This is a genomic window from Nocardia sp. NPDC004123 (assembly GCF_053603795.1).
In genome coordinates, this window is the sequence record NZ_JBSGGG010000005.1 from 222,869 (window position 1) to 244,961 (window position 22,093).

The 22,093-nt window shown below is 68.9% G+C and carries 23 protein-coding genes; 4 read left to right on the forward strand and 19 right to left on the reverse strand.

What is annotated here, in order from left to right; all coding sequences use genetic code 11:
• Window positions 1–92: 92 nt before the first annotated feature.
• From rplS to ACWEQQ_RS09185, 3 genes are all read right to left on the reverse strand, one after another.
• Window positions 93–434 (reverse strand): 50S ribosomal protein L19, encoded by a 342-nt coding sequence (gene rplS, locus ACWEQQ_RS09175; protein WP_033086110.1) that lies wholly within the window; start codon window positions 432–434, stop codon window positions 93–95.
• A 164-nt stretch (window positions 435–598) separates the two neighbouring features.
• Window positions 599–2,281, reverse strand: coding sequence for an alpha-keto acid decarboxylase family protein (locus ACWEQQ_RS09180; RefSeq protein WP_452347855.1), 1,683 nt, complete (start codon window positions 2,279–2,281; stop codon window positions 599–601).
• Window positions 2,282–2,317: 36 nt separating this feature from the next.
• Entirely contained in the window at window positions 2,318–3,253 is a 936-nt protein-coding gene (locus ACWEQQ_RS09185; RefSeq protein WP_452344329.1) for a hypothetical protein, read from the reverse strand.
• A 157-nt stretch (window positions 3,254–3,410) separates the two neighbouring features.
• Here ACWEQQ_RS09185 and ACWEQQ_RS09190 point away from each other — a divergent pair, with 157 nt between their 5' ends.
• Window positions 3,411–3,620: a TOBE domain-containing protein gene (locus tag ACWEQQ_RS09190; protein WP_452344328.1), complete on the forward strand. Its 210-nt coding sequence runs from the start codon at window positions 3,411–3,413 to the stop codon at window positions 3,618–3,620.
• A 69-nt stretch (window positions 3,621–3,689) separates the two neighbouring features.
• Window positions 3,690–4,058, forward strand: coding sequence for a bleomycin resistance protein (locus tag ACWEQQ_RS09195; protein WP_452347856.1), 369 nt, complete (start codon window positions 3,690–3,692; stop codon window positions 4,056–4,058).
• A gap of 83 nt (window positions 4,059–4,141) precedes the next feature.
• Here ACWEQQ_RS09195 and ACWEQQ_RS09200 read toward each other — a convergent pair whose 3' ends face one another.
• From ACWEQQ_RS09200 to ACWEQQ_RS09240, 9 genes are all read right to left on the reverse strand, one after another.
• Window positions 4,142–6,493 (reverse strand): Tex family protein, encoded by a 2,352-nt coding sequence (locus ACWEQQ_RS09200; protein ID WP_452347956.1) that lies wholly within the window; start codon window positions 6,491–6,493, stop codon window positions 4,142–4,144.
• Between the two features lie 317 nt (window positions 6,494–6,810).
• Complete coding sequence (locus ACWEQQ_RS09205) at window positions 6,811–7,137, reverse strand: DUF732 domain-containing protein (protein ID WP_452347857.1); 327 nt, start codon at window positions 7,135–7,137, stop codon at window positions 6,811–6,813.
• 13 nt (window positions 7,138–7,150) lie between these two features.
• Window positions 7,151–7,846 carry a tRNA (guanosine(37)-N1)-methyltransferase TrmD gene (gene trmD / locus ACWEQQ_RS09210; protein WP_379386693.1) on the reverse strand — a complete coding sequence of 232 codons (696 nt, stop codon included), beginning with the start codon at window positions 7,844–7,846 and terminating at the stop codon, window positions 7,151–7,153.
• 4 nt (window positions 7,847–7,850) lie between these two features.
• The gene (rimM, locus tag ACWEQQ_RS09215; RefSeq protein ID WP_364613856.1) at window positions 7,851–8,387 is read right to left on the reverse strand and encodes a ribosome maturation factor RimM; all 537 of its coding nucleotides are present in this window, start codon (window positions 8,385–8,387) and stop codon (window positions 7,851–7,853) included.
• A complete protein-coding gene (locus tag ACWEQQ_RS09220; RefSeq protein WP_029930032.1) occupies window positions 8,388–8,630 on the reverse strand; it encodes an RNA-binding protein in 243 nt (80 codons plus the stop codon).
• Complete coding sequence (gene rpsP, locus ACWEQQ_RS09225; protein WP_356997761.1) at window positions 8,630–9,067, reverse strand: 30S ribosomal protein S16; 438 nt, start codon at window positions 9,065–9,067, stop codon at window positions 8,630–8,632. The genes ACWEQQ_RS09220 and rpsP overlap by 1 nt, the downstream gene beginning before the upstream one ends.
• A 539-nt stretch (window positions 9,068–9,606) precedes the next feature.
• Window positions 9,607–10,185: a Uma2 family endonuclease gene (locus tag ACWEQQ_RS09230; RefSeq protein ID WP_452347858.1), complete on the reverse strand. Its 579-nt coding sequence runs from the start codon at window positions 10,183–10,185 to the stop codon at window positions 9,607–9,609.
• Between the two features lie 167 nt (window positions 10,186–10,352).
• Entirely contained in the window at window positions 10,353–11,453 is a 1,101-nt protein-coding gene (locus tag ACWEQQ_RS09235; protein ID WP_452347859.1) for an amidohydrolase family protein, read from the reverse strand.
• Between the two features lie 56 nt (window positions 11,454–11,509).
• Window positions 11,510–12,436: a LysR family transcriptional regulator gene (locus ACWEQQ_RS09240; protein WP_452347860.1), complete on the reverse strand. Its 927-nt coding sequence runs from the start codon at window positions 12,434–12,436 to the stop codon at window positions 11,510–11,512.
• 298 nt (window positions 12,437–12,734) lie between these two features.
• Here ACWEQQ_RS09240 and ACWEQQ_RS09245 point away from each other — a divergent pair, with 298 nt between their 5' ends.
• Window positions 12,735–13,052 carry a hypothetical protein gene (locus tag ACWEQQ_RS09245; RefSeq protein ID WP_452347861.1) on the forward strand — a complete coding sequence of 106 codons (318 nt, stop codon included), beginning with the start codon at window positions 12,735–12,737 and terminating at the stop codon, window positions 13,050–13,052.
• 14 nt (window positions 13,053–13,066) lie between these two features.
• Here the strand turns inward: ACWEQQ_RS09245 and ACWEQQ_RS09250 are convergent, their stop codons facing one another.
• Genes ACWEQQ_RS09250 through ACWEQQ_RS09260 form a run of 3 tightly spaced genes read right to left on the reverse strand, consistent with a single transcriptional unit; the run spans window position 13,067 to window position 16,128 of the window.
• Window positions 13,067–13,804 (reverse strand): MBL fold metallo-hydrolase, encoded by a 738-nt coding sequence (locus ACWEQQ_RS09250; protein ID WP_452347862.1) that lies wholly within the window; start codon window positions 13,802–13,804, stop codon window positions 13,067–13,069.
• A 33-nt stretch (window positions 13,805–13,837) separates the two neighbouring features.
• Entirely contained in the window at window positions 13,838–14,785 is a 948-nt protein-coding gene (locus ACWEQQ_RS09255) for a fumarylacetoacetate hydrolase family protein (protein ID WP_452347863.1), read from the reverse strand.
• Window positions 14,782–16,128, reverse strand: coding sequence for an alpha/beta hydrolase family protein (locus ACWEQQ_RS09260; RefSeq protein WP_452347864.1), 1,347 nt, complete (start codon window positions 16,126–16,128; stop codon window positions 14,782–14,784). Before ACWEQQ_RS09260 ends, ACWEQQ_RS09255 begins: the two co-directional genes overlap by 4 nt.
• 107 nt (window positions 16,129–16,235) lie before the next feature.
• Between ACWEQQ_RS09260 and ACWEQQ_RS09265 the strand changes: the two genes are divergently transcribed.
• The gene (locus ACWEQQ_RS09265) at window positions 16,236–16,859 is read left to right on the forward strand and encodes a TetR/AcrR family transcriptional regulator (protein WP_452347865.1); all 624 of its coding nucleotides are present in this window, start codon (window positions 16,236–16,238) and stop codon (window positions 16,857–16,859) included.
• A gap of 129 nt (window positions 16,860–16,988) precedes the next feature.
• On the opposite strand, the gene ffh is transcribed toward ACWEQQ_RS09265, so the two are convergent.
• The 4 genes from ffh to ACWEQQ_RS09285 form a co-directional block, all read right to left on the reverse strand.
• A complete protein-coding gene (gene ffh / locus ACWEQQ_RS09270; protein ID WP_452344316.1) occupies window positions 16,989–18,560 on the reverse strand; it encodes a signal recognition particle protein in 1,572 nt (523 codons plus the stop codon).
• Window positions 18,561–18,679: 119 nt separating this feature from the next.
• Entirely contained in the window at window positions 18,680–18,988 is a 309-nt protein-coding gene (locus ACWEQQ_RS09275; RefSeq protein ID WP_354837728.1) for a hypothetical protein, read from the reverse strand.
• A 197-nt stretch (window positions 18,989–19,185) separates the two neighbouring features.
• Window positions 19,186–21,633, reverse strand: a complete 2,448-nt coding sequence (locus tag ACWEQQ_RS09280) for a [protein-PII] uridylyltransferase (protein ID WP_452347866.1) — start codon at window positions 21,631–21,633, stop codon at window positions 19,186–19,188.
• Between the two features lie 116 nt (window positions 21,634–21,749).
• Window positions 21,750–22,088 (reverse strand): P-II family nitrogen regulator, encoded by a 339-nt coding sequence (locus ACWEQQ_RS09285; RefSeq protein ID WP_040859831.1) that lies wholly within the window; start codon window positions 22,086–22,088, stop codon window positions 21,750–21,752.
• Between the last annotated feature and the right edge of the window lie 5 nt (window positions 22,089–22,093).

The window sequence follows — 22,093 nt, forward strand, 5'->3', positions numbered from 1 at the left end:
AACCATGCGGTGCCGGGCTACTCGTTGTCGGCGAGCCGACTGTCGATCCTGCGCCGAGCCGTTCCTCCGGCTCAGCGGGAGCTGCGACTACTTCAGCGCTTTTCCTTGATCTTGGCGGCCTTGCCGCGCAGATCGCGCAGGTAGTACAGCTTGGCGCGACGCACGTCACCGCGGGTCACGACCTCGATCTTGTCCAGGTTGGGGCTGTGCACCGGGAAGGTGCGCTCCACGCCGACACCGAACGAAACCTTGCGCACGGTGAAGGTCTCGCGGATGCCACCGTTCTGGCGGCGGATGACGACGCCCTTGAAGACCTGGATGCGCTCCTTGTTGCCTTCGATAACCTTCACGTGCACGTTGACCGTGTCACCCGGGCGGAAGTCCGGGATGTCGCTGCGCAGCGAGCTTGCGTCGACGAAGTCGAGGGTGTTCATGTCCGTCCTTATTGGAGTTCGCGCGAACAGAGGAACCTGGCGGCTACCCGGGGAGGGCGCTCTACCGGTTCGTGCTCCGGATATTTGGGCGGTGCCCGGGCACAGTGCGCCCAAAGCAACCTGAGCATTGTGCCAGACGCCGGGATCGCGCGGTTAATCGGCCCCTACGTGCGGGTATTCGCGCGGGTGAGGGCGGAGGCAATGTCCGAGACCAGCGGCGGGTAGTCGGTGGCGCCGGTGATCACCTGCAGGAAGACCAGCCGGTCCTGCTCGTCCGTCGCGGCTTTCAGACAGTGTTGCAGCTCGCCGACCGTGGTCGCGCGGAGGGTGAGGACGGACTCGGCGTCGCCACCGAAGGCGTGCGGGAGTTCGGGCCAGCGCCACGGGGCGATGTCGTTGTACGGGGCGGCCGGACCGTGGATGGCGCGTTCGATGGCGTAGCCGTCGTTGTCGACCAGGATGATCACGCCGTTCAGCTGCTCGCGGATCCAGGTGCCCAGCTCCTGGATCGAAAGCTGGGCCGCGCCATCGCCGATGACGAGGACCGCGCGACGGCCGGGGCAGGCGATGCCCGCGCCGAGGGCGGCCGGGAGGGCATAGCCGATCGAGCCCCACAGCGGCTGGCCGAGAAAGGTGATGCCGGTCGGCATGCGCAGCGTGGCCAAGCCGAAGAAGGCCGAGCCCTGGTCGGCCACCACAATGTTGTTGTTGCCCAGCGCTGCCGCGACCAGGGGCCACAGGGCGGCCTGGGTGAGCGGGGCATCCCCGGCGGGCGGGGCGGCCGGGGCGGCGGCCGCCGGGGCGGGAATCGGTGCGGGAGCGGCGAATTCGGGGGCGAGCTCGGTGAGGATCTCCAGGGCCGCGGTGAGCGACAGCGGCGCGAAGGCGTCGACTCCCCCGATCACCGTGCGCTCGGGACCGATATCGATGGTGCGGTGCGGGTCGATGCGGTGGCTGAAACCCGCGGTGATGCTGTCGGTGTACTGGACTCCGATGGTCACCAGGCGGTCGGCGTCCTCGACGGCGGCACGTACCGGCGGCGGGGAGGCCGCGCCGGTGTAGACGCCGAGGAAGTTCGGGGCGGATTCGTCGACCACGGTCTTGCCCCAGGCCAGGGTGGCGTGCGGGAGTCCGTGCGGTTGTCCCCCGGTCGGGCCGACCAGGGTGCGCAACCGGTCGGTCGCTCCGACCCGGTCGACGAAGATGTCCGCGAGGACGGTCACCCGCCGGCCGCCGAGGAATTCGCGTGCCGCCTGCGCGAAGGCTGCCCGCGCGCCCGCACTCGAGAAGTCGGCGGGCGGCGCCAGCGGCGCCGCGGGCGGGGCCACCCCCACCCGCGCGGTATCGGTGGCCAGCATGAGATACCCCGGACGGCGGTGCACGCGAACCGAATTCAGCACCCGGTCGATTTCCTGGCAGGCGTCGGCCGCGCCGAGATCGGCTTGCGCACAGGTGACTTCGGCGGCGATGCGGCGGAAGTGGTGGAAGTCGCCGTCGCCGAGGGTGTGGTGGATGACGCGGTGACCGGCCTGGATGTCCTTGGCGGGGACGCCGACGACGTGCACCACGGGCACATGCTCGGCGTAGCTGCCCGCGATGGCGTTGACCGCGCTCAGCTCGCCCACGCCGTAGGTGGTGACGACCGCGCCGATGCCGCGCAGCCGCGCGTAGCCGTCGGCGGCGTAGCCGGCGTTCAGCTCGTTGGCGCTGCCGATCCAGCGAATGTCGGGGTGGGCGATGACATGGTCGAGGAACTGCAGATTGAAATCACCGGGAACGCCGAAGATTTCGGTGACGCCGAGTTCCCGGAGCCGATCGAGCAGATAGTCGCCGACAACGTAGCCCATGGCTCAACACTGGCACGCCGACCGAGAGTCAGCAACTCATTGGCTATCGACCGATTCCGGGGGACGCTCGGCGGACTTGGGCTCGAGGGGCCGATCCACGTGCTTGCGCCCGTGCATGAGGTGCAGGTGGGCCGAGGGCGGCGCGTGCGGGGCCGGGACCACGGTCCGGGCCAGCTCCTCCTCGGCGGCGCGGAGTACGTGCGCGGCATCGGGCTTGCCCGCCAGCAGGTCCTGCACGAAGATCTTGGCCCGGATCACCGGGCGGCGATAGCGGCGCTCGCGCCGCACCGCACGCCGCATGAGGCCCGAGCCGGCGGCATAGCGCCAGCGCGCCCAGGGTGCACCCGGGCGGCTCAGCCGCAGCGCGCCGATGACCAGCAGCGGCGGGAAGAACATCCCGAACAGACCGGTCCAAATCTTGCCCTTGGCAATGACAATGGCCGCCAGCAGCAGATTCCCGAACGCGAACCCGACCGTGAACAGCCGCTCGGGCACATTCTGATCGGTCCGGAGATCACGGATATTGCCGATGTTCAGCAACCACAGCGGATGGAAACCGAGCAGCAGCAGCCCGGTCACGGCAAGGGCCACGAACACCGCATCGACCGAGGTGCGGCCCTGCTCCTCCCAGTACACGTCGCGCAGGTAGTAGATGAGCGCGAACTCGTCGAGCACCAGCGCCGCGCCGAGCCCGAACACGGCGGCCAGCGCACTGGTGACGCCGACGCTGCTCTGATACAGCGTCACGAAACCGACGCCGGCGCCGAGCACCAGGATCACTCCGAACACCATGTGGTGGATGTGCACGTCTCCCGCCCGCACGTTGCCCGGCCACCAGCGCACCTGTTTGCGAATGAGCCGCACGCTGATTCGGATCAGCAGGAACCCCACGATGAACCCCAGAAGCAGGCATGCCAATGGCAATCTGCCGTGTGCCACCACGACATCTTCCCACCACCGATGTACGTGCATGCCCGTGTCGCCTCCGAAACCCTCGTGCGAACGTCGACCCCCGCCACGCTACCCGCGCCGCCGACCCGCACGGCAAGATCACCTGCGGTCGCGACGCGATTGAGCAACCTTCCAGACACCATCGAAATGGCGGCCACCGGTGACTAGGCTCACCACCATGCGACTGAGTACACGAAACCAACTCGATGGAACAGTCACCCAGGTCACCCGCGGCGAGGCCATGGCGGTGGTGCGCATCCGCCTCACAGGTGGTGACGAGATCACCTCCTCCATCACCCGCGACGCCGCCGACGACCTGGGTCTCGCCGACGGCAAACCCGTCAAGGTCCTCATCAAATCCACCGAGGTCTCCCTCGGCGTCGAATAACCCACCACGAGCACGCCGAGGCGCCCCCGAACCGGGACCGCCTCGGCGTCTTCATTTTTCGGAGCTTCCATGCCGGACGACATCACCTTCGATCGCGTCGCCCCCGTGATTCCGGTCCTCGACCTCGACGCCGCCCTGGCCCGCTATCGCCGCCTCGGGTTCAGCGTCCACGCCTACGAGGGCGACGCCCGCTACGGCTTCGCCGACCGCGGCCGCGTATCCCTGCACCTCACCGAGTGGGACGAACACGACTCGATACGAACCGCAGCGGCCGTCTACCTCTACGTCTCCGACGCCGACGCGCTGCACGCGGAGTGGGCTGCCGCAGACCCGCCCGGCCGCCTCACCACCCCGATCGACACCGATTACGGCCTAAGGGAATTCGGCTACGTCGACCCCGACGGCACCCTGCACCGGGTCGGCTCCCCACTGAGTTAGCCGTGCCGGTCCGAGTTCGGAAACGGCCGTCCGGCCGGACCCGGGTGTGGGTGCGGCCGGACGGGTGATTCGGGATCGGCTGCTCAGCGGCCGAAGCCGGCGCGGCGGAGAGCGTCGGCCATCGAACCGCTGGGGGCGGGCTGATTGCGGTTGCCGCCGCCCTGACGCTGTCCGCCCTGGCGCTGGCCACCTTGGCCGCCCTGCCGGTTGTCGCGGTTGCCGCCGCGCTGGCCGCCGCCCTGGTTGTTGCGCGGGCCGCGGTCGGCGCGGTCGGGCTTGGCGTTTCCGGGCTCGTCGTCGAGGCGCAGGGACAGGCCGATGCGCTGACGCTGGACGTCGACCTCGAGGACCTTGACCTTCACGACGTCGCCGGACTTCACGACCTCGCGAGGGTCCTTGACGAAGTTGTGGGACATGGCCGAGACGTGGACCAGGCCGTCCTGGTGGACGCCGATGTCGACGAAGGCGCCGAAGGCGGCCACATTGGTGACGACGCCCTCGAGCACCATGCCGGGCTTCAGGTCGGCGACCTTCTCGATGCCCGCGGCGAATTCGGCGGTCTTGAATTCGGGCCGAGGGTCGCGGCCGGGCTTCTCGAGTTCGGCGATGATGTCGGTGACGGTCGGGACACCGAACCGCTCATCGGTGAAGTCGGCCGGCCGCAGGGCGCGCAGGGCGGAGGTGTTGCCGATGATCTCCTTCACACCCTTACCGCTGGCATCGAGGATGCGCCGTACCACGGGGTACGCCTCGGGGTGCACGCCGGAGGTGTCCAGCGGGTCGTCGCCCTCGCGGATGCGGAGGAAGCCCGCGCACTGTTCGAACGCCTTGGGGCCCAGGCGCGGGACATTCTTGAGTGCGGCGCGACTGCGGAACGGCCCGTTGGCATCGCGGTGCGCCACGATGCTTTCCGCGATCGAGTTGGAAATGCCCGAGACCCGGGACAGGAGCGGGACGGAGGCGATGTTCACGTCGACGCCGACGGCGTTCACCGCGTCCTCGACGACCGCGCCCAGCGAGCGGGCCAGCAGGGTTTCGGAGACATCGTGCTGGTACTGACCGACGCCGATGGACTTCGGGTCGATCTTCACCAATTCGGCCAGCGGGTCCTGGAGCCGGCGGGCGATGGAGACGGCACCGCGCAGCGACACGTCCATGTCGGGCAGTTCCTGCGAGGCGTATGCGGAGGCCGAGTACACCGACGCGCCCGCCTCGGAGACCACGATCTTGGTGGGCTTGTTCTCGGGGATGCGCGAGATCAGTTCGGCGGCAAGGGCGTCGGTCTCGCGGGAGGCGGTGCCGTTGCCGATGGCGATGAGCTCGACATTGAAGCGGACGACCAGTGCACCCAGCACGGCCAGGGACTTCTCGGTCTGCCCCTGCGGCTTGTGCGGGTAGATGACCTCGGTGGCGACCACCTTGCCGGTGGCGTCCACGACCGCGACCTTCACACCGGTGCGGTAGCCCGGGTCCAGGCCCATGGTCGAGCGGGTGCCGGCGGGCGCCGCGAGCAGCAGGTCGCGCAGGTTGGCCGCGAATACGTCGACGGCATCGCGTTCGGCGGACTGCCGCAACCGCATTCGGGTGTCGATGCCCATGCTGACCTGCAGCTTGGTCCGCCACGCCCAGCGCACGGTGTCCAGCAGCCAGGAGTCGGCGGCGCGGCCCTGATCGGCGATGCCGAACTTGACGGCGATGCGGCCCTCGTAGATCGAGCGCTGCCCGTCCTCGCCACGGGCGGAGCCTGCGGAGCCCGCATCGGACGCCGTCTCGGTGTCGGGTTCGAGGTGCAGGTTGAGCACCTCTTCCTTCTCGCCGCGCAGCAGCGCCAGGATGCGGTGCGAGGGCAGCTTGCTGAAGGGCTCGGAGAATTCGAAGTAGTCGGCGAACTTCGCGCCCGCCTCCTCCTTGCCCGCGCGCACCGTCGAGCTCATCTGCCCGCGTTCCCACATCAGCTCGCGCAGTTCACCGACCAGGTCGGCGTCCTCGGCAAAACGCTCCACCAGGATGGCCCGCGCGCCGTCGAGCTGCTCGGCGTTGTACTGCGCGGGATCGGTGGTCGGGTCGGTCAGCAGCGCGTCGGCCACGGGCTCGTGCCCGGCCTCGCGCGCGATCTGCGCCTTGGTGCGCCGCTTGGGCTTGTAGGGCAGGTAGATGTCCTCGAGGCGGGCCTTGGTGTCGGCGAGCATGATCTGCGCGTGCAGCGCCTCGTCCAATTTGCCCTGGCCGCGGATGGATTCGATGATCGAGCCCCGGCGCTCGTCGAGTTCACGCAGGTAGCTCAGGCGCTCGTCGAGGGTGCGTAGCTGGGCGTCGTCGAGTCCGCCGGTGACTTCCTTGCGGTAGCGGGCGATGAACGGCACGGTCGACCCGGCGTCCAGGAGTTCGACGGCGGAGCGCACCTGTTCCTCGCGCACCCCCAGCTCGTCGGCGATACGCCGGCCGACGCTGGCGAGGCGGACGGTGCTCTCGGTGCTCGCTGCACCCGTGGATGCGGCACCTGCGGATGCTGCGCTGACGGTTTCGGAGGCTGTCGTCACGCCCGCAGACACTACCGCCGCCACCCGACAGTGCGTGCAAGGCCCACACAGGATTCGGTCACTGCCCCGCCTCGCCGAGACTTCAGCGCCTCGCCGAGAGCCGTCACCCGTGACGCATGCGTGCCTGCGCCGGGTGCCGAATCAAGTCCGGGCGCACCCGGCGAGCTATCCCAATCCTCGCGAAATCAGTTGTTACGTGCCGAATTTCACCGTCAGCCGAAATCTCTTGGGGACGCCCTGAATTCGGGGCAGTACACCGAGACGGCCGCGCGGGCGAGCTTTTCCCCGAATCCCCACTGGTCGGTCGCTACAACCGGGGTGCCCGCGCGCAGGTGTGCGCAGATGTCCTTGCCCTCGGCGATCAGGCGTTGCCCGTCCGCGGTGTCCTCGTAGCCGGGCGACGCGACCGTCTGGTCGCCCAGGTGACTCAGGAAGAGCACATCGAGGTTGTCCGCGACCGCCTTGCCGCCGCCGAACATCGCGGCGAACAGGGCCAGCCCGGCCAGCGTCGCGCTGAGAAATCCTCTGGTTTCACGCATGATCGACTCTCCTTCACGCATGGCCCAGGTTATCCGGTAGGAGGTCGGGCCTGCGTTCGGCCGTGCGGCGCAACGACTGTTCGTGCCGCCACCCGGCGATCTTGGCATGGTTGCCGGACAACAGGATTTCGGGGACGTCGAGGCCGCGCCAGGACACCGGCCGGGTGTAGGAGGGGCCTTCCAATAGACCGTCGGAGAACGAATCCTGTTCGTGGGATTGCTGATTGCCGAGGACGCCCGGGATCAGCCGGACGAACGCCTCGGTCATGACCAGCACGGCCGCCTCGCCGCCGATGAGCACGTAGTCGCCGATGCTGACCTCTTCGACGCGCACCCGGCGCGCGGCATCGTCGAAGACGCGCTGGTCGATGCCCTCGTAGCGCCCGCAGGCGAACACGATGTGCTGTTCGGCGGACCACCGTTGCGCGGTCTCCTGCGTGAACGGCACGCCCGCCGGAGTCGGCACCACCAGGAGCGCGTCGTCCGGGCACACCTCGTCGAGGGCGTCGCCCCACACGGTCGGCTTCATGACCATGCCCGGCCCGCCGCCGTACGGGGTGTCGTCCACCGACTTGTGGACGTCGTGGGTCCAGCGGCGCAGGTCGTGCACCTCCACCTCGAGCAGACCCTTGTCGATCGCCTTGCCCAGCAAGGCCGCTCGCATCGGCTCGAGGTATTCGGGGAAGATCGTGACTACGTCGATTCGCACGCCGCTACTCCGGGTCCAGCAGGCCCTCGGGCGGGTCGATGACGATCAGGCCGTCGGCGACCGACACCGTCGGCACCATGGCCAGCACGAACGGCACCAGGATCTCCCGGCCCGCCGGCGGGAACGCGTCCCCGGCCTTGATCGAAAGCAGTTCTCCCGCAGCGGAATGCAGCACCTCGTTCACGGTGCCGACCCGGGTGCCGTCGCCGAGTTCGACGCGCAGGCCCTCGAGTTCGTGATCGTAGTACTCGTCCGGATCCTCCGACGGCGGCAGATCCGCGGAGTCCACCACGAAGAGCATGCCCCGCAACGCATCCGCGGCCGTGCGGTCGGCGACGCCGTCCAAACGCAGGAGAAGCCGGCCCGAGTGCTCCCGGACCGACTCCACTTCGAATTCCTGCGTCTGCTTCGCGCGCGGCAGCTTCCCCTTCAGGACGCTGCCGGGCGCGAACCGCAGTTCCGGCTCGTCGGTGCGGACTTCTACGACGAGTTCGCCACGCACACCGTGTGACTTGGCGACCCGCCCGACGACCAGTTCCATCTACTGATCCGTGTCGACCACGTCGACGCGGATGCCCTTACCGCCGATCCCGGCGACCAGGGTGCGCAGGGCGGTCGCGGTACGACCGCCACGACCGATCACCTTGCCCAGATCATCCGGGTGCACGTGCACCTCGACGGTCCGGCCACGACGGCTGGTGATCAGCTCGACGTGGACGTCGTCGGGATTGGCGACGATGCCGCGTACCAGGTGCTCGACGGCATCCGCGACAACGGCACTCATTACTCGGCGGCTTCGGTGGTGGCCTCGGCCTCGGCGGCCTCGTCCTTCTTGGCGGCCTTCTTCTTCGGGGTGACGGCCTCGGCGACCGGCTCGTTCTCGGCGGCGGCCAGCGCGGCGTTGAACAGGTCCAGCTTGGACGGCTTCGGGGCCTTGGTCTTCAGGGTGCCCTCGGCGCCCGGCAGGCCCTTGAACTTCTGCCAGTCGCCGGTGATCTCCAGCAGACGCTTCACCGGCTCGGTCGGCTGCGCGCCGACACCCAGCCAGTACTGAGCGCGCTCCGAGTCGATCTCGATGAGCGACGGCTCTTCCTTCGGGTGGTACTTGCCGATGGACTCGATAGCGCGGCCGTCACGACGGGTACGGGCGTCGGCGATGACGACGCGGTACTGCGGGTTGCGGATCTTGCCCATACGGGTCAGCTTGATACGAACAGCCATGAGCTGATGCCTTTCAAATGGTTGGTCACGTCGCAATTCAGCAGCCCACACGAGGTGGACCCGGTTTTGCGTCAAGTGCTGTGACCGCCGCGCGGTACGGAACCGGAGACGGGCTGACACTGTCCTCGATGAGGACGGTCGTCCATTCTGCCAGAGCACCGGCGGCCCGGAGAAATCGCCCCGACCCGGCCAGGAAACACCCGCGACCCGGCCCGGAAACACCACAGCCCACCGGGTACGACCCCGATGGGCTGCGTCTCACGTAGAGCCTACGGCTGAACCGGGCCGGGCCCGGAGCTCCCGGACGTCAGCAGCTTCACGATCAAACCGGCCAACACGCCAATGGCCAGGGTTTCGATAGACCCCACGGTCATCTCCTCATCGAGTCGAAACAACAAACGTCTGAAGCATGACCGATTCACTTTAAATGCGCAGCCGAATCGCCAGACCCGCCCGAGCGGCCCCGCACCTGCGCGCACCCAGATCGCGGTGCCGGAGTGACGGATTCGGTTACCGATTCCGAGGGAATGGGCGAGTCTTCAGCGCAACTCGGCGGTTGCCACCTCGACCGGGACGGGGGAGGGAGCCGACACCGTCTCCCCCGCAGCCGCATGGATCTCCTGGCGATACCCGGATTCACCCAACCGGTAGCCGCAGAACTTGGCGGGTTTGCCGTCGGGCAGTTCGACAATCCAGAGGAAAGGGACTCGGGCAGCGGCATATCCCGCGATCTTCGTATCGCGTTCCTCACGGGTATTGCCGGACGACCAGACTTCGACGGCGAGCACCAGTTCATGCGACTCGAAGCACTTGTGGTGTGCCTCCGCCGCGACGACCGCGACATCGGGGATGACAGCTGTCCTGAACGCCGTACTGATCCGCACACCGACACCGGGAAGCACCTGCAGGTCCGATCGCCCCGCAGCTCGGACCGCACCTCGCAGTGCCACGAACAACTCACCGGTCGCGTACTGGTACGACCCTGTGGGTGGAGGTGTCATGTAGAGGTAGCCCAGGATGAGCTCGAGACGAGATCCATCGGACGGCTGCTCCGCAGCCAGCCACTCTTCCACGGTTGTTGGCCCAAGTGGGTGGAACGTCGAAACCTCAGCGGTCATCGTCATTTCCCGTCCGATCAATCCGCTTCGAACGCAGTCGGTGCCGTACCGGTCCGAATCGTGTCTCCGGCTGTATCGGATTCAATCCAATCGACATTGTTCCATGTGCGGGATATGCACGTTCCATACGCTGAACAAGCAATTCTCGTCGCCTCAGCAGCCGGAGTTCAGCGGTGGCTGGTGACCGGGTCGCGGCGGTTGTAGACGCGGCCGCGTAATACCACCCAGGCGGGGGTGGCGAGCGCGGCCAGGTTTTCTCGTGGGTCTTCTTGGTACACAACGAAATCGGCGGGGGCGCCGGGTTCGATGCCTGGGCGGCCGAGCCAGGTGCGGGCGTGCCAGGACGAGGCGCCGAGGGCGTTGTGGGGGGTGAAGCCGGCGCCGGCGAGGGCGGCGATCTCGTCGGCGACGCGGCCGTGGCGGATGGATCCGCCGGCGTCGGTGCCGGTATAGATGGGGACGCCGGCCTCGTGGGCCTTGGCGACGGTGGCGCGGGAGCGGCGGTGCAGGTCGCGCATGTGGGCGGCGTAGCTGGGGAATTTGGTTGCGCCGTCGGCGATTCCGGGGAAAGTGTCGATATTGATGAGGGTGGGGACGAGGGCGGTGCCGTGGGCGGCCATCAGGGCGATGGTGTCGTCGGTGAGGCCGGTGCCGTGCTCGATGCAGTCGATGCCGGCGTTCAGCAGGCCGGGCAGGGCGTCCTCGCCGAAGACGTGGGCGGTGACCCGGGCGCCCTCGCCATGGGCGGCGTCGATGGCGGCCTTCAGGATGTCGTCGGACCACAGTGGGGCGAGGTCGCCGATCGCGCGGTCGATCCAGTCGCCGATGATCTTGACCCACCCGTCGCCGCGGCGGGCCTGCTCGGCGACGATCTCGGGCAGGTCGCGCTCGTCGTCGAGTTCGATGCCGAGTTCGCGGATGTAGCGCCGGGGGCGGGCGATGTGTCGGCCCGCGCGGATGATGCGCGGGAGATCCTCGCGCTCGTCGATGAAACGGGTGTCGATGGGCGAGCCCGCATCGCGCAGCAGCAGGGCGCCCGCGGCCCGCTCGACCTCGGCCTGGGCGATCGCGCCCGCCGAATCCTCGTGTCCGCCGCCGTATTTGATGCCGACATGGCAGTGGGCGTCGACCAGGCCGGGCACGATCCAACCGGAGGCCTGCACGGTGTCGGCGTCGGGAATCGGCTCCGCGGAGATCCGGCCGTCGCGCACCCAGAGGTCGCGGACTTCGTCATCGGGCAGGACCACGCCGCGGAAATGCAGCCGCATGCCGACCTCCTCGCCTGGACGGTATGTCTCGACACGAATCCGGGTCCACTATCGCATCAGTCGTCGAGCACGGTGATATCGGTGCGCTCCCGGCAAAGCCCGCGAATGGCGTCCAGCCCGGCCGCGATCACCGGATGCTCGGCGCTGCCCCGCCGCACCGCGGACAGGTGACGGCGGACCGGGACCGGATCGTCGTGCAGCGGGACGCGCACCACCGCCAGCTCCGGCGGCAGGAACGCGAGCCGGGGCACCAGGCTCACCCCGAATCCGTGCGCCACCATGGCCGCTACACCCGGGAAATCAACCGCCTGCCCAGCGATCCGGGGTGTGAACCCGGCCGTGGCGCAGGCGGCCGACACCACCAGGTGATGGGTGATGCGCGCACGCCCGGTGATCCACGGCTCGGTCGCCGCCTCGGTCAGGGCGACGCTGTCGCGCCCGGCGAGTGAATGATCCACGGGCACAAGCAGATCCAACGGCTCGGCCAGCAGCGTGCGCTGCTCGAAGCGCAGGTCGTCGGGCGCGGGGCTGCCGGGCGCGGGCAGCACTATCCCGATATCGCTGTCGCCGACCAGCAGGGTTTCGAAGCAGTGCGCGCTCTCGTCCTCGATCAGTTCCACGGTCAGCCCCGGATTCGCGTCCCGCAGCCGGGCGGCGGCCGGCGCCACCAGGGCCGCGAGGGCGGTCGGCATCGCACTGATCCGCAGCACCCCCGCGATGCCCGCCCGGTGCGCCGCCAGCTCCGCCCGTGCGCTCTCCGCCTGTGCCGCAAGCAGATCCGCGTGCCGCACCAGCGCGTGCCCCGCGGCCGTCAACTGCACCCTGCGCCCCACCTGCTCGAGCAGTTCGACATCCAGCTCCCGGGCCAGGCCACGCAGCTGCTGCGACACCGTGGACGGCGTCAGATGCAGCGCCGCCGCGGCCGCGGTCACCGTGCCGTGCTCACGCAGTACCCGCAGGGCCTGCAACCGAGGATCGATCATGTGGCAATTCCGAACGATTCGCTACGAAAACTTTCGATGGACCGAGACTACCGCCCCCGCGAAGACTGGCCGCATGACCGAATCGGACCGACAGTGTCGCCATTGCGGCTGGCCCACATCCCAACCCTTCCAAGTCCTTTCGCGCCACCGCACCTCCGAGGGCATCGTCAGCTACACCCGCTGCGCCTGTGGCGCCCTGCGTATGCACTTGTCCCCCGCGGCATTCAAGTTTTGAAGCACGCGAGTTTCAATATCCGTTTAGGATCGGGCCACACATCACTTTGCAGGAGGCCCACCCATGTCATTGCTGTTCGCCCGCAACCGAATCCGCCTGACCGTCGCCGCGTTGGCGATCGGTGCGACCGTCACCGCAGTCGGCGCCACCGCACAGGCCGCGCCGGTCTCCCTCGACCAGCCGTCCCCGGACACCACCGCCGCCCCCGTAGCGACCAACTCGGGGTCCAGTGCCTTCGGAGTGAACTGGGATCCGGGCATGATCACCGCCTCGGCCGCGGCACCCATCTCGATCGTGGCCGTGATCCTCTGCAGTATCGGGTTGAGCACCGGCAGCACCAAGGTCACGCCCGGCAGCGACAACCCCTGCCTGCCGATCTGACCCCACCGCGGCGATCACGGCCGGGCGAAATCACCCAGCAGGCTCGACAGGTCGTGCCGGACCGGCAGCCCATGCCCGGGAACCAGAATCCCGGCCTCCAGCGTGCAGAGCGCGCGGGCGCTCGCGAGCGTCCCCGCCTCATCGTGGTTGAACACGCTCGGAAGAAGTTGCAGACCGGTCTCGAGCAGCAGGGGGTGGCCGGTGACCAGGGCGTCGCCGGAGAACAACACGCCCTCGGACGGCATCAGATACGCGGTGTGACCGTTGGTGTGACCGGGCGTCGGCACCTCGACGAAACCGCCGGGTAGCGCCGCCAGGGTGTCGGCGTCGGCGGTTCGAGCGGTCGGCACGGTCATCCCGATATGACCGACGCAGGCGCGCAGGGTCTGCGCGACCCAGACCGCCCCGCGCCGAGTCCGCAGCTGCCGCACCATGTCCACGGGCGTGATCTGTTGCAGGTATTCACGTTTGGCGTGCCGGACCTCCTCGGCGCCGGTGTAGACCGGCACGCCCAGGCGTTCGACCAGGGTCGGAATCGCACCGATGTGATCGAGGTGCGCATGGGTCAGCAGGACCGCGGCGATATCGCCGAGCTCGTGCCCGATCTGGCGCACCGAGCTCAGCACCGACTCGGTGTCTGCGGGATATCCGGCGTCGACGACGGTCACACCGCGCTCGCCACTGACCAACGCCCAGTTGACGTTCGTGCCCGCGACGACGTAGACGGAATCGGAAACCTGGTCGATTTTCACGTACCCCTCCTCAGTGTCGGATTCGGTGGTCGATCACGGCTGGATTCGATGTTCGATGACGCCGATGCCGTCGATCTCCAGGCGGAGCTCGTCGCCGGGAGCCAGCCAGCGGCCCACTTCCATACCGCTGCCACCCGGCAGGGTGCCGGTGGCCAGCAGCTCACCCGGATACAGCTGCTCGGAGCGCGAGACATGCGCGATGGCCTCACCGAGCGAGAAGCGCATGCCCCCGGTCCCGGTGCGGGACACCGTCTCCCCATTGATCGCCACCGTGGCCGTGAGCCGATCGAGCCGGTCGGCCACCGCCGCACCGGCGACCGCCGTCCCGGACATCGAGCTGACGAAGTGCTTGGACTTCTGCGGACCGAAACCCGACCGCATTTCCGCCAATTGCACATCCCGCGCCGAGAAGTCGTTGACGACCACCACCGCCGCGATCGCGGCCAGCGCCTGCTCCGGCGACGCGTCACGCAGCGGAGCGCCCAGCACCACCCCGAGTTCGAGCTCGAAATCCAGTGCGCGAATGTAGGCGGGCGGCGCGATCGGGACACCCGAGGGCACGATGGTCAGCGCATTGGACAGGTAGTAGATGGGCTGGGCGTACCAGAGCCGGTGCGGCCGGTAGGCCGGGAACGTCCGGCGGGTCAGCGTCTCGAACGCCTGCCCGAGCCGGTAGCCGGCGGGCAGGAACCGGCGGGCCATCCCGCGCGCGGCGTCCACGGCATGCTTCTCGTAGAGCATGAAGTCCCGGAACGAGGCCGGGCAGACCGGCAGCACCGTGGCCCCGTCGGCGAGGTCCAGGCGCTCGTAGCGGGCCAGCTCGAACTCCTCGGTCCAGGCCGAGGGTACGAGATCGGCTGCACCGCCATCGGATTCGCCGACCGTCGTCCACCCGCCGCCGGTGTCGAGCTGGCGGAGGATGCGCCGCCGGCCGCGGTCGAGGGTGCGGCGCAGGCGCGGGAGCGGGGTGGGTTCGGTCATCGCATCACCGGTTCTGCCGCGTCGGAGGACACCAAGTGGTCACGCAGGAACCGTACCGATAATTCCGACCATTGCACGGCATGACCCATGGCGCAGTGGTCGTCGTCGGCGTACAGGACCAGTTGGGCGTTGGGGGCGCCGATGGCGATGTCGATCGAATCCCGGGTGCTGATCAGGGTGTCATTGGCGCCGTTGACCACCAGCAGCGGAATCTCGATGCGCCGGTAATGGTCTTCCAGGGACATGCCGCGCAACCTGCGGGACAGATCCGCGAGACCGGTGGCGCCGGTGGCGTGGCGCAGCGTGGACACGATGACCTCCGGCACGCCGAGGGAGCCGCCCGGGCCGAAGGAGTGGTGCGCCGGAGCGCCATTGGCGACCGCCACCCGCAGCCGGGGCTCGACCGCCGCCATCCGCGTCGCCCAGTACGCCCCGAAGCTGAAGCCCAGCATGCCGATTCGATCGGCGTCCACCCGCGGATCGGCGGCCAGCACGTCGAGCACGGTCGAGTAGACGCGCTCCGCGGCCGGGGACAAGGGTTCGCGATAGGAGTACGTACCGGGCATCTCCATGATGAAGAACCCCACGCCCGCATGGCGATTCGCGAGCAGCGGGAGCGTCACCTCCGCCAGCGTGCCCTCGAGCCCATTGGTGACCAGCACCAGCGGCACGGTCGTGACACCCTGCGGGAGGATGAGGTAACCGCGCACCGCGTCCCCGTCGCCGAGCGGGATCCGCACCGATTCGATGGTCACCCCCATCGCGGGAGCCAGTGCGGTGAGCAGGATTTCGGTCAGCCGGTGCGACCGCTCGTAGGCTTCCAGCCGACACGGGCTCCAGCCCGGCCAGGCGGCGACGAACTCGTACACCATCGCCTTGATCAGCGCGTCCAGTGCGGTCGCGGCGTCGGCGTCCTCGGGGTTGCCGGAGCGGAAATGTTGCACCGCATCGGGATTCGCGATCGGACCGCGGTCGGCGAGAATCGTCACGGCCGGTGCCAGCAGCTTGCCGAGTTCGTCCGAGGCGACCGTGACGGTGGGATCGAACAGTTCCGAGGTGGCGGGGCCGCCGAGGCGGGCGAGCACGGTATCGGCGCGCTCCAGGTGCTGCCGGGCGAAGCCCTGCCAGTAACCGGCCCAGCGACCGTCCTCGAAGGAGCGGCATCCGGCCAGCTGGGCGCGGAATTCCGCGTCCGGCATCCCGCCCAGATGGGTGAACCGGTCGGCGAACAGCGCGGGAAGAAAGGGGGCGGGACCGAAGCGGCGAGTCATCCGTTCGGTGGTGTGGGTGAGCGCGCATGCGCTGATGAAGATCCGCTCGGCGAGTTCCGGCAACGACGTCATTGGAGAGCCTTCCATCCAGCTGCCTTGGTAACGCAGAAGTATCTGCATTAGCGAGGATAGGGAGACCGGCATCACAAAAGCAAGAACTTCTGCTTTAGCATGTGGGAGTGACCAGCAACGAGGACCGCGACACGCCAGCCGACGCGCCGCAACGCCGACCGGGCGGGCGCTCGGCCCGGGTGAAGGAGGCCGTCCACCGGGCAGTCCTCGACGCGGTCGCCGAACACGGGGTCGACCAGATCGGCATCCCTGACATCGCCCGCCGCGCCGGAATCCGCGACAGCTCCCTCTACCGTCGCTGGGGCACCCGCGAAAACCTGGTCCTGGACGCCCTGCTCGGCTACAGCGAGCAGGTCCTGCCGATCCCCGACACCGGCACCCTGCGCGGCGACCTGACGGCCTTCGCCACCGAACTGGCCGCCTACCTCGCCACGCCCCTGGGCCACGGCGTCGCCCGCGCCCTCGCGTACGTCACCGACACCGACTCCATCACCGAGGCGCGACATGCCTTCTGGGCCGAGCGCTATCGCCTCGTGGAACCGATCCTCGCCCGCGCCGCCGACCGCGGCGAACTCCCGCCCGGCACCGACGCGCGCATGGCCCTGGAACTGCTCATCGCACCGATCCACTTCCGCGCCATGCTCACCCGCGAACCCGCCGACACCGACTACATCGACCGCCTGGCCGGATACGTGACCCGAGCCCTCGGACCCGATCCCGCGCCCGGCTGAGCACCCACCCGCACCACCCCGGGCCGGAAACGCACGATGGCCCGTGGCCGGAAACGCACGATGGCCCGTGGCCGAGAATGCAATTCGGCCCCGCCCGGGTGGGGCGGGGCCGAATCAGGTTCGCGCGGATCAGTTCTTGGGGAAGTTCAGCTTCGAGAGGTCGAAACCTTCCAGGCCCGGCGGCAGCTCGTTGAGACCGGCGGGAAGGTTGGAGAGGTCGGGCATACCGGCGGGCATGCCGCCCGGGAGGCCGGGCATGCCGGGGAAGCCGCCGCGCACCTTCGGCGGGGTCGGGCCGCGCCCGCCCTTCTTGCCCTTCTTGCCCTTCTTGGTGTTCTTGCCGCCACGGCCCGCGCCCGGCAGTCCGAACTGCCGGGACATCGCGCCCATCATCTTCCTGGCCTCGAAGAACCGGTCGACCAGCTGGTTGACGTCGGACACCGCGACACCCGAGCCATTGGCGATGCGCAGGCGGCGAGAGGCATTGATGATCTTGGGGTTGGCGCGCTCGGCGGGAGTCATGCCGCGGATGATGGCCTGCACCCGGTCGAGCTGCTTGTCGTCGACCTGGGCCAGCACGTCCTTCATCTGCCCCGCGCCCGGCAGCATGCCCAGCAGATTGCCGATCGGGCCCATCTTGCGGATGGCCAGCATCTGCTCGAGGAAGTCCTCGAGGGTGAGCTCACCCGAGCCGATCTTGCGGGCGGCCTCCTCGGCCTGCTTGGCGTCGTAGACCTGTTCGGCCTGCTCGATCAGGGTGAGCAGGTCGCCCATGCCGAGGATGCGGCTGGCCATGCGGTCGGGGTGGAAGACGTCGAAGTCCTCGAGCTTCTCGCCGGTGGAGGCGAAAAGGATGGGCTGGCCGGTGATTTCACGCACCGACAGCGCCGCACCACCGCGGGCGTCGCCGTCGAGCTTGGTGAGCACGACACCGGTGAAGCCGACGCCGTCGCGGAAGGCCTCGGCGGTGGCGACCGCGTCCTGACCGATCATGGCGTCGAGGACGAACAGGGTCTCGTCGGGGTTGACGGCGTCGCGGATACCCGCGGCCTGCCGCATGAGCTCCTCGTCGATACCGAGGCGACCGGCGGTGTCGACGATGACCACGTCGTACTGCTTGGTCTTCGCCTCTTCGATACCGGCGCGCGCCACATCGATCGGATCGGAGGCCGAGACGCCCAGCGGGTTCTCACCGCCGCCGATGGAGGTGCCCGGATGCGGCGCGAAGACCGGCACCCCGGCCCGCTCGCCGACCACCTGCAGCTGGGTGACCGCGCCGGGACGCTGGAGGTCACAGGCCACCAGCATCGGCGTATGACCCTGCGCCTTCAGCCATTTGGCGAGCTTGCCGGCGAGGGTGGTCTTACCGGCACCCTGCAGACCGGCCAGCATGATGACGGTCGGCGGGTTCTTGGCCAGCCGCACCCGCCGGGTCTCGCCGCCGAGGATATTGATGAGTTCCTCGTTGACGATCTTGACGACCTGCTGCGCCGGATTCAGCGCGGCGGAGACCTCGGAGCCCTTGGCCCGCTCCTTGATCCTGGCGATGAAGCCGCGCACCACGGGCAGCGCCACGTCGGCCTCGAGCAGCGCCAGCCGGATCTCACGGGCGGTCGCGTCGATATCCGCCGGCGACAGGCGTCCCTTGCCACGCAGATCCTTGAGGGCACCGGCCAACCGGTCGGAAAGGGATTCGAACACCGATGCTCCTGATCTCGAGGGACGTCACTCGAGATACCAGGGTAGTGGGATCCGCGTGATGCCGTTGCGCCAGGCTCGGACCTGCGCGAACGGGGCGGCGCGGCAAGCGGTTCCGGTGGCTATTCCAGCGAGCGGGGACGCGGGCCGGGCCGCCGCAGATCGTGGTTCTCGGTGGCGACCATACCGACCGCCTCGCGGGCGGTGAGGCCCAGTTCCAGGGCGAGCCCGTCCAGCAACGCCCATTCGGCGTCGGAGGGCGCCTGGTCGGCGACGGTGGACGCGATGGTCATCGCGGTCACCGCCTGCTGGCCGCTCAGGGTGCGCCCCGGCAGCCAGGAGACCACCCAGCGATCACCACCGACGCAGCGGGCGATGTGTGCGGTCAAATCGCTGGTCATCATCGACGCGGATACGACTTCGATTGCCACCGACCTGCTCCCCTCATGCTCGCGACAGCTTGGGACCTCCGGATCGACCTTGCACGCGAATACTAGGGTGTGACTCCGATCACCAGATCGGTATTACAGCAAATCTCCTGCAACATTCTTATTAACAGGCAAACGCGCGGTTTGTCCGCTAATCCCGGTTCCTGGCGAACAATTGGGAAACCGTCGGGAGATCCGATTCAGCTGTCCGGTTCGAGAGGTTTCTTCGGTTGTTGTGGCGGCACCACCGTCAGCACCGCCGCCTCGATCTCCGCCCGCCGCCCGGGCGTGTCGGTAGCGCCCAGATCCAGGCAGAACGAGTCGATGACCGCCGAACCCATGGTCACCACCTTCGCCCAGCAGACATTCACCCCGGCCTCGGCCAGCGCCGCGGCCAACCGGCTCAGCAACCCGATGCGATCCTCGGCACGCAATTCCAGCAGTACCCGGCCCGGATCGGCGGTCTCGTGCCAGAACACCCGCGGCTGCGCCTGCGCGAACGGCCTCGGCTGGGCGCCGCCCGCATCGCGCTCCTTGCGGGCCAGCACCGAGGCCAGATCCAGATCGCCGTTGATGGCGCGGATCAGTTCCTGGCGCAGCAGGCCCGGGTCCGGTGGATCACCGAACCGCGGTGCCACGACGAAGGTATCGATGGCCGAGGCGCCCACACTGGCGAGTTCGGCCGACAGCACCCGCAGCGAGTGCACGGCCAGCACACCCGCCGCGTCGGAGAGCAGACCCGGATTGTCGGGCGCGACCACGGTGACCACATGCTGGTAGCGGCTCTCCCCCGGCTTCAGATCCACGTGCACGCCACCGGATTCCGCGCGGGTGCGCAGCTCGTCGGGAATCGGGGTCGGCTCGGGCAGGGCGTAGCCCGCCATGGCCGTGCGGCAGTTGCGCACGAGATCGCCGATGAGCGAGGCCTTCCAGTCGTTCCACACGCCGGGCCCGGTGGCCAGCGCATCGGCCTCGGCCAGGGCGTGCAGCAGCTCCAGCAGCTGCGGGTCACCGTCGAGGGCGTCGATCACCATCTTCACGGTGTCGGAATCGGTGATGTCGCGCCGCGTGGCCGTGTCGGGCAGCAGCAGGTGGTGGCGCACCACACCCGCGAGCGTCTGCACGTCGGAGGGCCACAGCCCCAGGCGATTTCCGATGGAGACGGCCAGCTCCGCACCGACCACGCTGTGATCCTCGGTGCGCCCCTTGCCGATATCGTGCAGCAGCGCGCCCAGCAGCAGCAGGTCCGGGCGGGCGACCCGGGTGGACAGCGCCCCGGCCTGGGCGACGGTCTCCATGAGGTGACGGTCCACGGTCCAGGTGTGCATGGCATCGCGCGGCGGCAGGTCACGCACCACGCCCCATTCCGGAAAGAGCCTGCCCCACAGGCCCGTCCGGTCCAGCGCCTCCACGGCATCGACGGCGCCGCGGCCCGTGCCCAGCAGGACCAGCAGGTCGTTGAGGGCTTCCTTGGGCCACGGCTCGCGTAGCTCGGGCGCGTCCTCGCCGAGCCGGTTGAGCGTGGTCGCCGACATCGGCAGCCCGGTCTGCGCCGAGGCCGCGGCCACCCGCAGGATCAGCCCGGGATCGCGCTGCGGCCGGGCATCACGGGCGAGCACCACCTCCCCGGAGTGTTCGACCACCCCCTCATCGAGTGGTCGGCGTACCGGGGCGCGGCGCAAGCGCGCGAGCCCGCGCCGAGGCAGCGCGTTCCCTGCGGTCCGCACCCCGACGTCGGTGGAGTAGCTCACCGTGCGGGCCGCATCACTGAGCGTGCGGGCCAGATCGAAGCGATCCCCGATGCGCAGGGCCGCCCCGATCTCGTCGGCGTCCTGGGCCCGCAACTGGTCGCGGGCCCGGCCCGCCACCCGGTGCAGTTCGGTGCGGACATCCAGCAGGCGGCGATGCGCCTGCTGCAACCCGCCGCCGGGCACATCCGGACCGAGCCCCGGCATGGCGTCGGTCAGTTGTGCGATGGCGAGCGCGTCCAGCAGCTGGATGTCGCGCAGCCCGCCGCGCCCGTTCTTGATATCGGGCTCGGCGCGGTGCGCGACGTCTCCGCTTCTGCGCCAGCGGGTTTGGGCCTGTTCGATCAGGGCGTCGAAACGGGACCGGATTCCGGCGCGCCAGTCCCGGCGCACGCCGCTGATGAGCAGGTTGCTCAGACCGTCGTCGCCCACGATGTGCCGGGCCTCGAGCATGCCGAGGGCGGCGGTGAGATCGTCGGCGGCCACGCGCAGCGCCTGCGGGACGGTGCGCACGCTGTGATCGAGCTTGATGTGGGCGTCCCACAGCGGATACCAGAGCTGATCGGCGACCTCGGCGACCCGCTGCGGATCGACGTCGTCGTAGAGCAGCACCAGATCCAGGTCGGAGTAGGGCAGCATTTCCCGGCGGCCCAGTCCGCCCACGGCGACGAGGGCGAGCCCGCTGTCGGCGGTGATGCCGACCTCGTGGCCCTTGGTGGTCAGCCACAGCTCGTAGAGATCCACCAGCGCTTCCCGCAGCGCCTCGGGGTCCAGACGGGCCGCGCGGCCGTTGGCGCTGTGCTCCGCGAGCAGTTGGTTGCGAGCCCGGACCAGGTCCGAGGCTCCGCCGGAAACCTGCTCGGCCTCGGTTCTGTCGTCGTGTTCCTGCTGGAAACCCACAACCCACCACCCGTCTGAATTCAGTTCTTCGCCGCACATGGGGGCGGCCCCGCCACCGCCGGTTCGACACCGACGGCGGCCAGGGCCGCCACTGGTTCCGCTGCTCTGGTTACCGCTTACAGAGCGTCGGAACCGCGTTCGCCGGTGCGAACCCGGACGATGGCGTCGACCGGGGTCACCCAGACCTTGCCGTCGCCGATCTTGCCGGTGCGGGCGGCCTCCACGATGACCTCGACGACCTTGTCGACGGAGGCGTCGTCCACGACCACCTCGACCCGAACCTTCGGGACGAAGTCGACGGAGTACTCGGCACCGCGGTAGACCTCGGTGTGGCCCTTCTGGCGACCGTAACCCTGAACCTCGCTGACGGTCATGCCGAGCACACCCGCCTGCTCCAGGCCGGTCTTCACGTCCTCCAGGGTGAACGGCTTCACGATCGCAGTGATCAGTTTCATTTTCG

What these genes read in the sequence shown, in the direction of transcription:
- rplS (WP_033086110.1), bottom strand. Translation starts at nt 434, where the DNA reads ATGAACACCCTCGACTTCGTCGACGCAAGCTCGCTGCGCAGCGACATC.
- ACWEQQ_RS09195 (WP_452347856.1), top strand. Translation starts at nt 3,690, where the DNA reads ATGCCGGACGACATCACCTTCGATCGCGTCGCCCCCGTGATTCCGGTC.
- ACWEQQ_RS09240 (WP_452347860.1), bottom strand. Translation starts at nt 12,436, where the DNA reads ATGATCGATCCTCGGTTGCAGGCCCTGCGGGTACTGCGTGAGCACGGC.
- ACWEQQ_RS09255 (WP_452347863.1), bottom strand. Translation starts at nt 14,785, where the DNA reads ATGACCGAACCCACCCCGCTCCCGCGCCTGCGCCGCACCCTCGACCGC.
- ACWEQQ_RS09220 (WP_029930032.1), bottom strand. Translation starts at nt 8,630, where the DNA reads ATGAGTGCCGTTGTCGCGGATGCCGTCGAGCACCTGGTACGCGGCATC.
- ACWEQQ_RS09205 (WP_452347857.1), bottom strand. Translation starts at nt 7,137, where the DNA reads ATGCGTGAAACCAGAGGATTTCTCAGCGCGACGCTGGCCGGGCTGGCC.
- ACWEQQ_RS09260 (WP_452347864.1), bottom strand. Translation starts at nt 16,128, where the DNA reads ATGACGTCGTTGCCGGAACTCGCCGAGCGGATCTTCATCAGCGCATGC.
- ACWEQQ_RS09180 (WP_452347855.1), bottom strand. Translation starts at nt 2,281, where the DNA reads ATGGGCTACGTTGTCGGCGACTATCTGCTCGATCGGCTCCGGGAACTC.
- ACWEQQ_RS09230 (WP_452347858.1), bottom strand. Translation starts at nt 10,185, where the DNA reads ATGACCGCTGAGGTTTCGACGTTCCACCCACTTGGGCCAACAACCGTG.
- ACWEQQ_RS09190 (WP_452344328.1), top strand. Translation starts at nt 3,411, where the DNA reads ATGCGACTGAGTACACGAAACCAACTCGATGGAACAGTCACCCAGGTC.
- ACWEQQ_RS09185 (WP_452344329.1), bottom strand. Translation starts at nt 3,253, where the DNA reads ATGCACGTACATCGGTGGTGGGAAGATGTCGTGGTGGCACACGGCAGA.
- ACWEQQ_RS09245 (WP_452347861.1), top strand. Translation starts at nt 12,735, where the DNA reads ATGTCATTGCTGTTCGCCCGCAACCGAATCCGCCTGACCGTCGCCGCG.
- rpsP (WP_356997761.1), bottom strand. Translation starts at nt 9,067, where the DNA reads ATGGCTGTTCGTATCAAGCTGACCCGTATGGGCAAGATCCGCAACCCG.
- rimM (WP_364613856.1), bottom strand. Translation starts at nt 8,387, where the DNA reads ATGGAACTGGTCGTCGGGCGGGTCGCCAAGTCACACGGTGTGCGTGGC.
- ACWEQQ_RS09285 (WP_040859831.1), bottom strand. Translation starts at nt 22,088, where the DNA reads ATGAAACTGATCACTGCGATCGTGAAGCCGTTCACCCTGGAGGACGTG.
- ACWEQQ_RS09235 (WP_452347859.1), bottom strand. Translation starts at nt 11,453, where the DNA reads ATGCGGCTGCATTTCCGCGGCGTGGTCCTGCCCGATGACGAAGTCCGC.